We start from the raw sequence: 14,172 nt of genomic DNA on the forward strand, positions 1-14,172 counted from the left end.
TATCGTGGACCCCGGGGCAGGGAGAGGATTTCTCCCCTTTCATCAAACGGAGACGACCCAATGAAACATGTCGGAAACTGCTTCTGCGGCGCGGTGACGATCGAGGTCACGGGTGCACCGGAGGCGATGGGCTACTGCCATTGCCGCTCCTGCCGGTCGTGGTCGGGCGGGCCGGTCAACGCCTTCAGCCTCTGGAAGCCCGAGGCCGTGCGCGTCACCGGGGGCGCGGAGAATGTCGAGACCTTCGCCAAGACGCCGCTGAGCCAGCGCCAATATTGCAAGAAATGCGGCGGTCATCTCATGACCAACCACCCGCCGCTCGGCCTGGTCGACGTCTTCAGCGCCACCATCCCGACGCTCGCATTCGCGCCCGGCGTTCACGTCAACTATGCCGAGACCGTGCTGCCGATGCGCGACGGCCTGCCCAAGCTGAAGGATTTCCCGGCCGAGTTCGGTGGCAGCGGCGAGATGATGCAGGAGTAGCGGCAAGGCTGTTACCTGCGGCGATCCTTCGCGAGGCCCGCCGTTGGCGGGCCCTCAGGATGAGGATCGTGTGCACGGCCGCAACGTCAACCGGCGCTGATGTCGATGAGCCTCACCCTGAGGAGGCGCGTCAGCGCCGTCTCGGAGGACGAGGCGTGCGCTCAGAATCCTTCGAGAGGACGGCGCAGCGCCGCCCTCTCTGCCTTCTTCGAAGAAAGACTAGCCGCCGCGGGATTCGACGACCTTGCGGCAGCTGTCCGACAGCTTCGACTTGTTCTCGCGCAGGCAGGCGTTCATCTGCGGCGGCTTGCCGATATGCTCGGCGCAGAATTTGCTGGCGTCGCCGCGGCAGGCCATCTGCTCCTGGACCGACGGACCGGATTGCGCGGCGGCGGGCAGGGCGGTTGCGGCGAGCAGCAGCGCGGCAAGAACCGAAATCTTCATGAAGCACCTCTTCTGGAATCCTCGTTGGTCCCGACCGGAACCAATCGGACCGGACCATCCCGCAAAGGCCGCGCGAGGGTCCATGCCATGTTCATGGCACCGGCAGGGCCCTGAGGGGCGCGGTACCCCCATCTTCATGGCATGTATCCGCGCGCCGTCTTTTGTCATTCAGGCTTCACCTCGGCTGCGAAACCCGATGATTGCATCGGGACGCCGAACGGGAAGCAGGAGAGCAGGAATGTCGAAGAGAGCTGGAGCGCTGAGCGCAGGGCTGACGGTCATGGCGCTCGCGGGCGCGGCGATGGTGTCGCTGGGCACGAGCCCGGCGCAGGCGGTGGTCTATTGCAAGACCGTGGGCGTGCCCAAGGGCTGCGTGGTGCGGCCGACGGCGGCGGTGGTGGTTGCCCCGGGAGCGCCGGTTGCGGCCGCGGCGGTCGCAACGCCCGGCGTTGGTGCGCCCGGTGTCGGCGTGCGCGCGGGAACGCCGATGAACCGCGGCGGCCCGGTCAATCGCGTCGGCGTGCGCTGATTTTTTCCGTTGAATTGATTGCATCGCATCGGGCCAACGGGGCCTGCGGACGAACACCCCCCGTCCTCCGCAGGCAAGTTTACCCGGCCCGTCCCCTCTCTCCGTGCGCCCCACACGTTCGGGGAGGGGGTTTTTCAGCCCGCGGCCATGTCGCTGTCGGGAAAACGCTGCGGCAATTGCAGCCGCACGCGCGTTCCGGAGGCATCGGAACTCAGCTCGAGCGTGGCGCCGCAGCGTGCGGCGCGGCTCCTCATGTTGCTCAGGCCGCGTGCGGTCTGGCCGTTGCGTCCGGCCGCGCCGCTGCCTTCAATCGCAAAGCCATGACCGTCGTCCGTCACGCTGATCACGCCATACGGCCCCTCGTCTGCGTCGAGCGTGTCGATGGTGACCGCGATGCGGCGGGCCTGCGCGTGCTTGACCGCATTGGTGACGGCCTCGTCGAGGATGCGCACGATCTGGATGACGTGCCAGGGCCTGAGCTCGGGATGCAGCGGCACGCCCTGCGGCGTGGCCACGCGCCAGTCGAGCGTGATGTCGTGCGGCCGCAATTGCGCCGTCGCGCGCTCGCGCCAGGAGCCGAGCGCGAGCATCAGGTCGCCGCCGATGTCGTCCATGGAATCGATGACGAGACGCAAATCCTTCAGCGCGGCACGGGCCGCGTCGGTGATGGTCGCGCCCTCATGGCCGCGCTCGGACAGCGCGACGATGCTGACGAGCTGGCCGCCGAGGCCGTCATGCAGGTCGCGCATCAGGCGGGTACGCTCGTTGGCGAGCGCGGCGGCGCGTGCGCGCTCCTCCTCGCGGACGAAGCTCGCCTTCAGCCGCTCCTCGGCCTCCCGCACGCGCGTCACCAGCTGGCCGGCAAAGCTGTCGACCTGGTTCAGCGCGCGGGCGAAGCGCCAGGTCAGCCCGGCGCCGATCGCGACCAGCATCGCCGAATAGGACAGGCGCGAAACGAAGATGCGATCGTTGTTCACGATCTCGAGCACCGTCAGCATGTCCTGGATCCAGCAGACCAGCACGATCGTGACGGCGCAGCCGATCGTGAAGCTTGCGGCGTCCTGCCGCCGCACGACCGCGATCGCGGTCACCCAGGCCATCAGCAGCAGGCAAAGCCCGACCGTGGGGATGCCGAGCACCAGGAAGAGGATACGCGGCAGCGGCGGGCCGCCGATCAGCCCGACCACGAATACGACGAGGCCCGGCACGAACAGCAGCATGCCGTAGCGCGGCCAGCGCCAGCCGAAGAACAGCACGCCGAACATGACGACCAACGCGCTCTCGATCGGCGCGGACGCCAGCAGCACTGCAGCAAGCCGTGACGTGATGGCCGGCGGCACCGGCGGCGGGACGTACGCCTGCACCACGCCGAGCACCATTGCCGCAGCCAGCACGCCATAGACGGGCTCGTGACGCCGCATCAGCCACATGATCGCGAGAATGACGGCCAGGATCGACTGCCAGGCCGAGAACACCACCGGCAGCGTGACGAACAGCAGCGTGCGTCTCTCATAGGCCGGGCGCAGGGCGACATCCGGTCCGACATAGACGGTATCGAGAAAGCCCTTGAGCGGTCCCCATACGAACAGCCGCACCGTCATCTCGTTGGCGCTCTCACGAAGCAGCGATGCAGGAATCACTGCAATCTGCGGCGTGTTGCGGTCGGGCCGGTTGGCATTGGCATCGCGCCGGGAATCGAGCACGACGACGCCGTTGACGGCGACCTCCACCGCGTTGCTGAAGCGCGGCAGGAACACCGACCAGCCCGAGGCCGCATCGGCGCTGCGGAACGTGAAGGCGCCGGCGTAGACCGGCGGGTCGGCGAGGGAGTAGCGCGACGACGTGAAATGCGGCAGCGTCACGGGTCGGGTCAGGCCGTCTTCCCGCGCCGAGAAATCGTTCACGGCGAAGTCTTCGGGATCGCTCGGCTGGAGCAGCCGAAGCCCGAGAATGGTGACGATGACGATCAGGGTCTGGAGCAGCAGATAGGGCACGAGGCGCGAGGCCAGCACCCGGCGCCGCGCGGGCTTGGCCGCTGTCTTCGGAGCCGCCTTCGCCGCGATCTCGCTCACAGCTTGATCAGGCCCTGCTGCACCGCCTCGAACACCGCCTCGCTGCGCGTATGTACCTCGAGCTTGCGATAGATGTTCTTGATGTGGCCGGGCACCGTCTGCTTGGACAGGCCGAGATGGCTCGCGATCTCGGCATAGCTGAAGCCTTTGGCGATGCCCCAGAGGATGTCGATCTCGCGCGGCGTCAGCTTGGCGGTGTTGAGCACCGGGCCGGGCGGCGGCTCCGCCGAATTTGGCGCGGCGCCCTGGGTCCTGCGCACGATGAAGCGCGCGATCGAGGCCGAGATCGGCGAATGGCCGGCGACCAGATCGCGCACGGTGGTGGCGATGTCGGTCGGGAAGGCGTCCTTGAGCAGATAGCCGGTGGCGCCGACCGTGATCGCGGAGATCACGCTCTCCTCGTCGCCGAGGGCCGAGATCACCATGATCTCGGTGTCGGGAAAGCGCTGCCGCATCTCGCGGATCAGCTCGATGCCGTGGCCGTCGGGCAGCCGCAAATCGGTCAGCAGCACGCGCGGCGCGCCGGCGGCCAGCGCCGCCCGGGCTTCGCCGAGCGTGCCGGCGCTGCGCACCTCGTAGCCGGCCTTGACCAGCGCATCCTGAAGCCGCCAGCAGGTCGGCGCGTCGTCCTCGACGAGGAGGATGGTGATGATGTCACCCGTCTCGCCCTGTTCGGTCATGATCATGGTCCCGCGCCCGCGTGTCCCCCGCGGCGCAAGGTCAAGTCTAGCTGCAGCGCGGATGCCACGACACCCATAATCATGGGGGCGAAAAAATCCAGCGCTCCGGATAGGCCGCGCGCCGGGCCGCATCGGCCCGGCGGTCCAGGCCGGCGGCGCGTAAGGACTACAGTTTCGCTTCGGCCGGTTTCGGTGGTCTTGCGGCCTCGCCGGGCGGCGGAAGCCGCTGCACCCTGATCCGCGCGGTGCCGCTGTTGTTGTCGTAGAATTTCCTGAGCGATCCCTGGAACGGCGCCAGGAACGCGGGCGTGATGCCGGCGGGCAGGATGGTGGGAAACATCTGGACGGCGTCGTTGACATAAAAGAACAGCTCGCCGGAATCGGGCGCGACGAATTCGGCGACGACGCGGCCGGTCAGGTTCTGCCTGCTCCAGATCTCCCGGGCGGCGGGCAGGTCGTCCGGCGGAATCGGCAGGAAGTTGTCGAGCCCTTCCAGTCGCGCGCGGCGCGGATCGCTCTTGTCGAGCTCTTCCTCGACGCGCACCCAATAGCGATGGGCGGGATCTTTGGTCAGGTCGTCCTCCGCCGGAAGCGTCGGATGCCTCCGGCGCGGCAGGTCTTCCGCCGGCATGACGTTGACGGCCGTGAGCGGAATGTCGTTCATGCCTTTCGACCCGACCCGCACCACCGGCTGGAACCAGTCGGCACCCAACAGCCTTCGCATCGGCAGGAAGAGGATCCGGGCGAGATCAGTGGTGAAACCATTGACGCCGGTCATGATGGTGCGGTCGAACCAGGGCTCCTCGATATCGAGCCAGACGCGGTATTTGCGACCCTTCTCGACCGCAAGTCCGCTCCACCAGCAGAACTCGCTGGTCGCGAACACGGTGTCGGCCGGCAAGGGCTCGTCGAGCACGGGCCTGCCGCGTTCGACGCGCGGACCGCTTGCCGACTTGATCTCCGGCGGCGCGCACACGCGGCCGAGCGCGACGCGGCCGGTGAAATAGCTGGTGGATGCAATCAGCAGGGCCGAGCTGAAGATGACGAACAGGAAGGCGAACGGCACCAGGCGCCTTGCGAACAGGGTACGCGCGGGTCCCGCATGGTGACGCATCCAGTTGGCGATGCTCAGCGCCAAGCTGGATGTCGCGACGTGTTTTCGACTGGCCTTGCGGCGCGGCGTGTTCCAGGCGAGCCGCGCGCGCTCCTGGATATTGTCGCGCAGCGCCGAGTTCTTGTTCCACACCCACAGTGTGATCAGCAGCACGGCCGAGGTCAGCACCGGGTAATAGGTCGCGATGTCGAGCCAGGGCTTCGCGTAGGAGGGCAGCAGGTCGCGCAGGATGTTGGTGAAGGGCGCCACGACGGCGCCAAGCAGCCAGTCGGTGTCGGTGACGAGCTTCAGGAAGCCGGTGCCTTCCAGGCCTCCGTCCTCGGACGAGCCGACGATACCGCGCGCGATCCAGGGGAAGACGGCGATGAAGCCGACCATGAACAGCAGCGAGAAATAGGCGACGCGCCGCCACCACACGGTGTCGCGCGTCAGGCTCGACATATCAGGGTCGGGCGTGCTCATCACGGTGAAGGCTTTCGCCTCCTCTTCGCGTCGCGGGCCGGTCGCTTGGGCCAGATAGGCCTCTCTCAGCACCTCGCGCGCGCGCTGCTCCTCCAGCTCCCGGTTGTCTCCGTCCGGACGCAGCGGCAAGGTCGTCTCATCCGGCAGCCGCACCCGGCAGTTCGCCGGAAGCATGATCGGCGCGTAATCGTCGCAGCCGAACAGCATGCGCTCGATGACGGCGAAGTGCACCACCGGCGGTCCGCCATTGACGACGTCGCCGAGGATCGGCCGTGGCCCGTAGCGGTACAGCACCGCTGCGCCGCTGCGCGAATCGTGCCGCGGTCCGAGCGCCGATTGATAGTCCCTGAAATGCTCGATCTCGCCGTCCTGGAAGCGCAGCCGGCCGCCGAGCTGCTCGACCATCCAGACCAGCGGCACGAAGGACAGCGTGGATTCCGGATAGCCGCCGCCGATGTCGGAATGGACGCCGGCGAACCACACTTCCTTGACGATCTGTCCCTGCGCCAGATGGCTCTGGTCGATCCTCAGCGGATGGAACGTGGTGCGTTCGTCGTCGAGCGCGAGCGCGTGGCAGGCGTGCCTGACCTTGTGCGACAGCCGATGATTGCGGAACGAGATCGGCCAGATCGCCCAGTCGATGGCGAGGCGAAGCTCCTCCACGGGAACGCCGAACGCCTCGACGGTGTCGAACAGGCCGAGAAACGCGATCTCGACCTCGGTGCGCCCGTTCATCTTGCTCCGCACTTCGGCGTAGCTGCGGTGTCCGAAGAGCCAGTGATAGATGAAGAGCAAGGCGTCGCGGATCCAGCGCGTGACCCAGATCGTCGGCAGGCTCCTGGTCCAGGGCACGGTCTCCCGCCGGTATGCGCGCCAGGCGGCTTTGACGTTGCGCGCCATCTCCGCATGCGACACCGGCGTGTCGTCGATCTCCGCCGGCACCAGGCCCTGGCTCGAGATCAGCGCAGCCAGTGTGCGCGCGGTGAAAGCGCCGCGGCTGAAGCCGAAGATGTAGATCTCGTCACCGGGTCGCCAGTTCCAGCACAGGAAGCGATAGAGCTTGCGGACGTTGGAGGGCACACCGATGCCGGTAGCGCCGTCGATCGCGGCGAGCGGTGCCCAGCCGGCGGTGCCGACACCCTTGATATAATGCGCGATCTGATCGGGCTGGGTGTGGTCCAGGGCTTCGTAAAGACGCCAGACGCTGGATTCCTGGTTGGTGAACGCATTGCCGGTGCCGTCGGCGAACAGCACCAGCTTGCGTTTCGGCGGTGCGGCGCTCGCGCCTCCACCGTCATTCCTGTTGCTGGACGTGCGTTCTGGCTGAAGAGAATCGACCTTGGTGGAATCGGCCTCGGCGGAATCGGGGTTTCGCCCGACATCACGATACGTCATGGGGCCTCTCCGGCAATGCAACCGGAAAGTGTCAGACCTGAACCGGGCTGCACTCCCCGGAATCCATCAATCGGTGCGTCATGAAATGCAGGTGTACTTTGCCCATAGTCCCGCTGCGGTAGCAAGCGGGAACGCAGCGGATCACCGCGGATTGATGACCGCGGAACCACGCGGCTTCGTCGTTCGGCGTCATGATGAGGCCATGGGCGATCGGTGCGCTTTGCAACCAGCGCGCGCACTCAGTCTTCACCCTGAGGGCCCGCCAACGGCGGACGTCGCGCAGCATGGCCGCAAACGAAGACGGCTCCCATCTGCGATTGCCCGACCGTTGGCGAGAAGAGACCGGCTGGTCAGCCTTTACCTGCCGTTGCCGCGGCAGCGGCCGCCGGGGCCGATATGGTAGCCGCGCGGGCAGGCGTGCGCCGCGGGGTTGGCGTAGTTCCGCAAGCATCCGCCATAGGGGCCGCGATGCCAGCCCGTGCCGCAGCCGCCGGCGATCGCGATGACGTCGCCAGTCGCGCCCGCGAGCGGGTCAAGCGGCATGGCTTCGGCAATGCCGGTGAGCGCGCAAAGCGCGAGTGCGGCGGCAAACATGGTTCGCATCATGACTTGTCCTCCCGAATGACGTTGCGTCAGTGGCTGGCGGCGAAGGCGATGCCCGCGCGCACCTCGGAGATCGCCTGGTCGATCAGCCCCATCGCCTTCTCGCGATGGCCTCCCTTGTTCGGCTCGGCCTTGCCGAGCTCGGCGCGGGCCGATTGCAGGATCGCGATGGCTTCGCTCATGTGCGGCTGCGCGCCCAGCGCGTAACCGATGCAGAGACTGGTCGCGATGACGCCACCGAGCGCGAGGCTGCGGGGTAGAGAGGTTCGCATGTCGTCGTCTCCTCCAGCGGGCGTCAGGCAGGGGCCGCCCGGTTTGCCCGGGCGCAGTCCTCTTGTGTGGCGGGATGCTGCACCCGCCGCCTGAATAGGGCCCGCTCGTGCGGACCGTCTTGGACTGACCGGCGCCGGCGGTGGCGCGGCTTGGACTGACCGGCGCAGCTTGATTCACGTTGGCGTGCTGATAGCCTGTGCCCGGCCGGCCTTCACCAGACGTTCATTCTCGTCCCTGCAGGCTTCGGCGGGCTTCGTGCACGACCTTTTCCAAAAAGTCTTTCCTGGAAGCTCTTTCGATGTCCGTCATCAGGAAGTCGCTCTCGACCGACATGCTGCCGCGGGATCTGTCCGACCGGCAGCGCTTCATCCGCTTCGCCGAATTGTTCGAGCATTTCTCCAACACCGGTGAGCTCGATCCGGCATCCGACGTGCCGTTCCGTGCCACCATGAACTCGATTCACATCGGCACCACCATGCTCGGCCGCTGCAACGGCAGCTTCGTCACGGTCCGGCGCGAGAAGCGCCAGGTGATCGAGACTGGCGACGACCGCTTTTGCCTCGCACGCAACACCGGGGATCGCTCTTCGGAGGTGAGCCATCGCGGTCGCGAATTCACCATGCGGCCTGGATCGATGGTGCTGCTCAAGCTGGACGAGCCGTTCTTCGCCGCCGACGGCGCCAGCCACAAACGCTTCACCAATGTGCATCTGCCGGTCGACACGCTGCGGGCGATGGTGCCCGGTGTCGACGATCTCGTCGGCTGCGAGCTCGAGCCCGGCGGCGCGCTGTCGCTGGCGATGGACTACAGCGACCTCCTGCTGCGCCACCCGACCGCTGCGGATGAGGCCGGCATGGCGATCGCCGCGCATTTGCTCGATCTCGCCGCGATCGGTCTCGGCGCCCGCAGCGAAATGGCCACGGCCGCGCGACGCCGGGGCCTGCGCGCGGTGCGGCTCACGGCCGTGCTGTCGATCCTTCAGGCGCGCTTTCATGAGCCGGATTTCTCGGCGCAAAGGCTCGCCGCCGCGGCCGGCCTCTCCGAGCGTTACGTCAATGAATTGCTGTTCGAAGCCGGCGCCAGCTTCACCACGCGCCTGACCGAGCTGCGCCTGCGCAAGGCCGCCGACCTTCTTGCCGATCGCGAAGCCCGCATCAGCGACATCGCCTTCGCCTGCGGCTTCAACGATCTCTCTTATTTCAACCGCTGCTTTCGCCGCCGGTTCGGCCTGACGCCGACCGCGGCGAGAGGGAAGTGAAGGGCGGCGTAGGTGGGTGAGCGGCGTAGGGTGGGTTAGGCGAAGCCGTAACCCACCACTGTCCCAACCATTGACCCAGGTGGGTTACGCTCGCGATCACGCAGCCTACGAGAGATCCACCCGCGGCGGCGGATAGCGCCGGGCGAGCATCGAGAGCGACAGAGGCCGTTCGTCCACCGGCAGCTCCAGATAGGCCAGCACCAGCGGCCGCTTCCAGTCACCGATGCCGAAATCCATCGCCGTCCATTTCTGCGGCTCGGGGCCTTCAAGGCCCCGGACCCAGACGAAGAAGCGGGGAAGGTCGTCGGCGTCCGTCGTGCGTGTCCTGGCCATCAAACTGTCCGCTGCGTCGGGTCGGTTGCGAGAGGATATAGGGATTGGCGCGGCGAAGTCGAATTCCCCGAGGATACGCGCGATTCCTCCTCGTCATCGCGAGGAGCCCTTGCGACGAAGCGATCCAGACTGTTTCCGCGGATGCAGTCCTGGATTGCTTCGCCGCGCTCACCATGACGCATCCAGATATATGTGCCCGCTCGTCGCGGCGATCACCGCCACAACTCGCAGGTCGCCACGCGGTTGATGTCGGCGAGGCGGCGTGCGGCATCGCCGTGCAGATCGAGGCTTTCGACCAGCGTCAGCAGGCGACGATAGGCGCCCTCGGCGATCTCGACCGGCAGCGGGGCCTCGTCAAAGGCCTCGACATAGCTGCCGACGATGCCGCTGAGCAGGCGGCACAGGCCGCGCTGGGCGGGATCGTCCCGGCCGAGCGTCTCGAGCTTGTGCTGAAAGGTCTGGAAGGTCCGCAAACCGTGGTGCTGTTGCGAAAGCCACGCGTGCAGGTCGTTCATATCTGCTCCTTCGAATAACGGAAGAAGCTACCGGTTTATACAGGCGGGATGCGGGGATGGCTAGCGGTGGGGGAGAGCAGTTTTGCGGGGGCAGTCCGTCTTCGCCAAGAGGCTACGCCGGACACGCTTCACCCTTCGGGCTCCGCGTGGCTCCACCGAACACGCTTCGTCTTTCGGCCCAGCGCGGCCACGCCACGCGAAGCCCGAAGGGCGAAGCGTGGTGCCCCTGGCCGGAATCGAACCAGCACTCCTTGCGGAACTCGATTTTGAGTCGAGCGCGTCTACCAGTTCCGCCACAGGGGCCCTCGGTCGGCCCTCGATGAGGAGCGTCGCGAAGCCGGCGGACTATAGCCATGGACAAAGCGGGGTCAACCCGCGCCAAAGTGATCCCGGCCGTTCTCGACAGCCGCATGGACCGGAGCTACAGCCTTGAGGGCGCTATCCATCGGAAAGAGGCTGCCGTGACGACCCAGAGTGCCGCCATACCTGCGTTCAAGCCGGCTGCCAGCGGCGCTGCGCTGACGGCCTCGCTGCTCGTCACGCTGATTGCGGCGGCGACCATCGCGGGCGCCTGGTTCTTCCAGCTCGTGCTGGAGATCCTGCCCTGTCCGCTCTGCCTGGAGCAGCGCTACGCCTATTACCTCGCGATCCCGCTCGGGGCCCTGACGGCGCTTGCGGCGAGAAGCGGCGCGCCGCGGCCGCTGCTGCTGGCGGGACTCGCCATCCTCGCGCTGGCGGCGCTCGCCAATGCCGGTCTCGGCACCTACCACTCCGGCGTCGAATGGGGATTCTGGAAGGGACCGACCGATTGCACCGGTCCCGTCGTCAATCTCGGCAATGCCGGCGATCTCTTCTCGCGGCTCGACACCGTGAAGGTGGTGCGCTGCGACGAGGTGCAGTGGCGCTTTCTCGGTCTCTCGCTCGCCGGCTACAACGTGCTGATCTCGCTGCTGATGGCCGCGATCGCCGCGTGGGGATTTGCGAAGACGGCGAGAGCCTAGGCGGGCTGCCGTAGGGTGGGCAAAGCGCAAGCGTGCCCACGGTCTCCTGAATGATACTCCCGCAAGCAGAACGTGGGCACGGCGCTATGCGCCTTTGCCCACCCTACCACAGCGGCGTTCGCGACGAGAGCGCGCCTTCTTAATCGTCGACGTCGTCCTGCGTGCGTCCGAACAGATGCACGATCCCCGGCGTTGCGATCGTCACGAACACGAAGCGCGACAGGTGATGAGCGCCGACGAAGATCGGGTCGATGTGCAAGGTCAGCGCCAGCGCCAGCATGGCGTCCATCGCGCCCGGCGCGAAGGCAACCACGACATCGGAGAACTTGACCTGCGTGGTCAGCGCGACGATGCCGACGAAAACGGCGGAGACGGCAATCGCGACCGTGAACGAGCCCAGCGCCGCGTTGATGTGGCCGGCGAGCGTCTTGATCCGCATCCGCGCGAAGCGGCTGCCGATCAGCGCGCCGATCCCGACCAGCGCGACGCCGCGCACCCAGTCCGGCAGACCACCCTCGACCCAGCCGCCGCCATGCAGCACGCTGGAGGCGATCATGGCGCCGAACATCCAGCTCGCCGGAAACTTGATCAGTCGCAGGAGCAGGGCCATGGCGAGCGAGGCGCCGACCAGCTCCACGAGGTCGAGCGGCGAGGCGATCGTCGTCGTCAGCGACGGCGCGGCGGAGGGCGCGACGCCCGCGATCGCCAGCACCATCGGCAGGGCGGCGGTGAGGATGATGACGCGCATGGTCTGGACCACCGCGATACCAGGCAGGTCGGCGCCGCGCTCGACCGCCAGGATCGTGATCTGCGACAGCGCGCCGGGGCTGCCGGCCAGGAAGGCCGAGGTGCGGTCCCAGCCATGGACGCGCTGGAGGTAATAGCTGGAGCCGAAGGTCGAGCAGAAGGTTGCCAGCGCAAGCAGCCCGATGGTGACGGGATAGGCGCTGACCTGCTGCAGCAGATGGCGCGAGACCACCGAGCCCAGGGAAATGCCGAGCAGCACCAGCACGGTCTGGGTCAACAGCGGCGGCAGCGCCAATTGGCGGCCGGCGATGGCGGCGATGGCGACCGCGATCATCGAGCCCGAGATCAGCCCGCCCGGAAGGCCGGCGAGGAGAAACACCAGGCCGCCGGCCGTGCCGATCACGAGCGTCTCGGCCGTGCCCAGGAGCTTGGCACGGCTCGGCCATTCGAACGGCAGGGAGGCGACGATTTGCTTCACGCCGCCTTATCGCAAATCAGCGGGAGGCGCACAATTGCAGGCTCGTCATGCCGCAATGCGCGCGCCCCCCGCCGGGGCTCTGCGAGAACCGTGTCGGAGCCTATTTCTTGTCGGCGGCGGGTGCGGCAGTGCCCGCCTTGGCGCTCTTGATGCACTCGGAGCGGAATTTCTTGCGCTCCTTGCCGTGCAGGCCCTCGGCGTCGGCCTGCTTGGAGCAATCGAGCGACTCGGCCGAGCGCTCCTTCGGAGCTTTCTTGTCCGCGGTCGCGGCGGCATCGGTCTTCGTATCGGTCTTGGCTGCCGGCGCGGCGGTCTGCGCGAACGCGGTGCCGGTGGCAAGCAGGGAGGCGAGGGCGACGGCGGCGAAGCGAGAGGCGAGGGTCATGGTGTTGCACTCTTCTTGCGAGAATTGCGAAGGGTTGCGAACCTCGGCTCGCGTTGCTGAACGCGACATGAATAATCCGAACGATGCGCTCACTATATTTTGGCGGCAGATTCTTGTCGCGAATGACCGGCACGCTAGGATAGCAATGCTCATTTCACTTCCCCGTCGGGGGAAGACCAAGGAGGAGACCCAGGGATGACCATCCAATCGAAACTGCTGTGTGCGATCGCGTTGTCGGGATTTGCTGCGCTCGCGGTGTCGGCGCCGGCGCAGGCGCTGACCTCGCAGGAGTGCAGCGCGAAGTACCAGGCGGCCAAGAAGGACGGCTCGCTCGGCACCATGAAGTGGAATGACTTCCGCAAGGCCCAGTGCGGCGCGGATGCGACGCCGGCCGCTGCGCCGACGGCGGCTGCGCCCGCCGCTCCCGCCGAGCCGAAGCAGGCGAAGAAGGAGGCAGCTCCCGCTGCCGCGCCGGCCCTGCCGGCCGGCCCTGCGATCTATCCGAACGCGGTCGATCCGAAATACGCCAAGGAGCCCGCCGGCAAGGCGCGGATGCACACCTGCGTCGACCAGTACAATGCCAACAAGACCACCAACGGCAATGGCGGCCTGAAGTGGATCCAGAAGGGCGGCGGCTATTACAGCGAATGCACCAAGAAGCTGAAGGGCGCGGCCTGAGCTTCGAACTGATGCGATGGCCGGAGCAACGCTCCGGCCATTTCGTCTAATCGAGCAATTTTTCCGCCGATTTCGCCACCAGCTGCGATCGCTTGCGCGGACCGCGCTCGACGAACAAGAGGCTCTGGCCGAAGATGAAGCAGTAGAACAGGAAGGCCTGCGCGTCGGCTTCCTCGGCCGCAAGCCCGGTGGCGCGATAGAGTTCGGCGACGTGCTTGAGCCGCGCTTCGTCGACGCCCGCGACCGCAGATGCGGCATTCTCGTCCGAGCGGGCCCATTGCCGGATCGCGAGCTCGATCGCCATGGCTTCCGGATTGAGCCTTTCAGAATAGAGCTGGATCACCGCCTTCAGCCGTTCGCGGGGCTCCTCGCCGTCGAGGCGCGTCTGCTGCGCGATCGAGGCGGCACGGCCCTCGCGCCAGCGCTGCAGCATGGCGTCGAGCAGCGCGGCGCGGTCGGCGAAGCGGCGGTAGAAACCGCCCTTGGTGACGCCGAGATTCTTGGCGAGCACCTCGACCCTGACCCCCTCGACTCCCGAGCGGGCGAGCTCGGCAAACCCCGCCTCGACCCAGACATCGCCCTTGCCGTCGCTCATGAAGCGAGCTCTCCGATTCTTGATACGGTACCGTATTGCTAACGCGGGAGCGCCCTGATACGCTACCGTATCAATTGCCGAAGGGCGCAGCCGCGCGAGTTTCCCGAGCCAGCTGCCCCAAGCCGGC

17 protein-coding genes and 1 tRNA gene are annotated in these 14,172 nt (G+C 66.9%); 5 read left to right on the forward strand and 13 right to left on the reverse strand.

Translation table 11 applies throughout. From position 1 onward, the window contains the following. Positions 1–60 precede the first annotated feature (60 nt). Positions 61–483 (forward strand): GFA family protein, encoded by a 423-nt coding sequence (locus CO669_RS00515; RefSeq protein ID WP_097657267.1) that lies wholly within the window; start codon positions 61–63, stop codon positions 481–483. A 219-nt stretch (positions 484–702) separates the two neighbouring features. Here the strand turns inward: CO669_RS00515 and CO669_RS00520 are convergent, their stop codons facing one another. After that, a complete protein-coding gene (locus CO669_RS00520; protein ID WP_097657268.1) occupies positions 703–927 on the reverse strand; it encodes a hypothetical protein in 225 nt (74 codons plus the stop codon). A gap of 238 nt (positions 928–1,165) precedes the next feature. Between CO669_RS00520 and CO669_RS00525 the strand changes: the two genes are divergently transcribed. Further along, positions 1,166–1,456 (forward strand): hypothetical protein, encoded by a 291-nt coding sequence (locus tag CO669_RS00525; protein ID WP_097657269.1) that lies wholly within the window; start codon positions 1,166–1,168, stop codon positions 1,454–1,456. 134 nt (positions 1,457–1,590) lie between these two features. On the opposite strand, the gene CO669_RS00530 is transcribed toward CO669_RS00525, so the two are convergent. The 6 genes from CO669_RS00530 to CO669_RS00555 form a co-directional block, all read right to left on the reverse strand. Continuing rightward, the gene (locus CO669_RS00530) at positions 1,591–3,528 is read right to left on the reverse strand and encodes a sensor histidine kinase (RefSeq protein WP_097657270.1); all 1,938 of its coding nucleotides are present in this window, start codon (positions 3,526–3,528) and stop codon (positions 1,591–1,593) included. After that, the gene (locus CO669_RS00535) at positions 3,525–4,208 is read right to left on the reverse strand and encodes a response regulator transcription factor (protein ID WP_198963743.1); all 684 of its coding nucleotides are present in this window, start codon (positions 4,206–4,208) and stop codon (positions 3,525–3,527) included. Before CO669_RS00535 ends, CO669_RS00530 begins: the two co-directional genes overlap by 4 nt. Before the next feature lie 166 nt (positions 4,209–4,374). Beyond that, positions 4,375–7,179, reverse strand: a complete 2,805-nt coding sequence (locus CO669_RS00540; RefSeq protein WP_097657272.1) for a T6SS phospholipase effector Tle1-like catalytic domain-containing protein — start codon at positions 7,177–7,179, stop codon at positions 4,375–4,377. Between the two features lie 31 nt (positions 7,180–7,210). Beyond that, positions 7,211–7,465, reverse strand: coding sequence for a hypothetical protein (locus tag CO669_RS00545; protein WP_097657273.1), 255 nt, complete (start codon positions 7,463–7,465; stop codon positions 7,211–7,213). A gap of 71 nt (positions 7,466–7,536) precedes the next feature. Further along, positions 7,537–7,785: a GCG_CRPN prefix-to-repeats domain-containing protein gene (locus CO669_RS00550; RefSeq protein ID WP_097657274.1), complete on the reverse strand. Its 249-nt coding sequence runs from the start codon at positions 7,783–7,785 to the stop codon at positions 7,537–7,539. 26 nt (positions 7,786–7,811) lie between these two features. After that, complete coding sequence (locus CO669_RS00555; protein ID WP_097657275.1) at positions 7,812–8,054, reverse strand: hypothetical protein; 243 nt, start codon at positions 8,052–8,054, stop codon at positions 7,812–7,814. A 299-nt stretch (positions 8,055–8,353) separates the two neighbouring features. On the opposite strand from CO669_RS00555, the gene CO669_RS00560 reads away from it, so the two are divergent. Continuing rightward, positions 8,354–9,313, forward strand: a complete 960-nt coding sequence (locus CO669_RS00560) for a helix-turn-helix transcriptional regulator (protein ID WP_097657276.1) — start codon at positions 8,354–8,356, stop codon at positions 9,311–9,313. Between the two features lie 105 nt (positions 9,314–9,418). Here the strand turns inward: CO669_RS00560 and CO669_RS00565 are convergent, their stop codons facing one another. The 3 genes from CO669_RS00565 to CO669_RS00575 all read right to left on the reverse strand — a co-directional run bounded on the left by CO669_RS00565 (position 9,419) and on the right by CO669_RS00575 (position 10,464). Continuing rightward, a complete protein-coding gene (locus CO669_RS00565; protein WP_097657277.1) occupies positions 9,419–9,646 on the reverse strand; it encodes a hypothetical protein in 228 nt (75 codons plus the stop codon). A gap of 212 nt (positions 9,647–9,858) precedes the next feature. Beyond that, positions 9,859–10,161 carry a hypothetical protein gene (locus CO669_RS00570; RefSeq protein ID WP_097657278.1) on the reverse strand — a complete coding sequence of 101 codons (303 nt, stop codon included), beginning with the start codon at positions 10,159–10,161 and terminating at the stop codon, positions 9,859–9,861. Positions 10,162–10,379: 218 nt separating this feature from the next. Beyond that, positions 10,380–10,464, reverse strand: a tRNA-Leu gene (locus CO669_RS00575). A gap of 158 nt (positions 10,465–10,622) precedes the next feature. On the opposite strand from CO669_RS00575, the gene CO669_RS00580 reads away from it, so the two are divergent. After that, positions 10,623–11,162: a disulfide bond formation protein B gene (locus tag CO669_RS00580; protein ID WP_097657765.1), complete on the forward strand. Its 540-nt coding sequence runs from the start codon at positions 10,623–10,625 to the stop codon at positions 11,160–11,162. A gap of 139 nt (positions 11,163–11,301) precedes the next feature. Here CO669_RS00580 and CO669_RS00585 read toward each other — a convergent pair whose 3' ends face one another. Next, complete coding sequence (locus CO669_RS00585; protein WP_097657279.1) at positions 11,302–12,387, reverse strand: AbrB family transcriptional regulator; 1,086 nt, start codon at positions 12,385–12,387, stop codon at positions 11,302–11,304. Between the two features lie 100 nt (positions 12,388–12,487). Further along, positions 12,488–12,772, reverse strand: coding sequence for a PsiF family protein (locus tag CO669_RS00590; RefSeq protein WP_097657280.1), 285 nt, complete (start codon positions 12,770–12,772; stop codon positions 12,488–12,490). 195 nt (positions 12,773–12,967) lie between these two features. Here CO669_RS00590 and CO669_RS00595 point away from each other — a divergent pair, with 195 nt between their 5' ends. Then, a complete protein-coding gene (locus CO669_RS00595) occupies positions 12,968–13,450 on the forward strand; it encodes a hypothetical protein (protein WP_097657281.1) in 483 nt (160 codons plus the stop codon). 46 nt (positions 13,451–13,496) lie between these two features. Here CO669_RS00595 and CO669_RS00600 read toward each other — a convergent pair whose 3' ends face one another. After that, positions 13,497–14,045 (reverse strand): TetR/AcrR family transcriptional regulator, encoded by a 549-nt coding sequence (locus CO669_RS00600; RefSeq protein WP_097657282.1) that lies wholly within the window; start codon positions 14,043–14,045, stop codon positions 13,497–13,499. Positions 14,046–14,172: the final 127 nt, after the last annotated feature.

This window comes from Bradyrhizobium sp. Y36, assembly GCF_002531575.1.
Classification (GTDB): Bacteria; Pseudomonadota; Alphaproteobacteria; order Rhizobiales; family Xanthobacteraceae; genus Bradyrhizobium.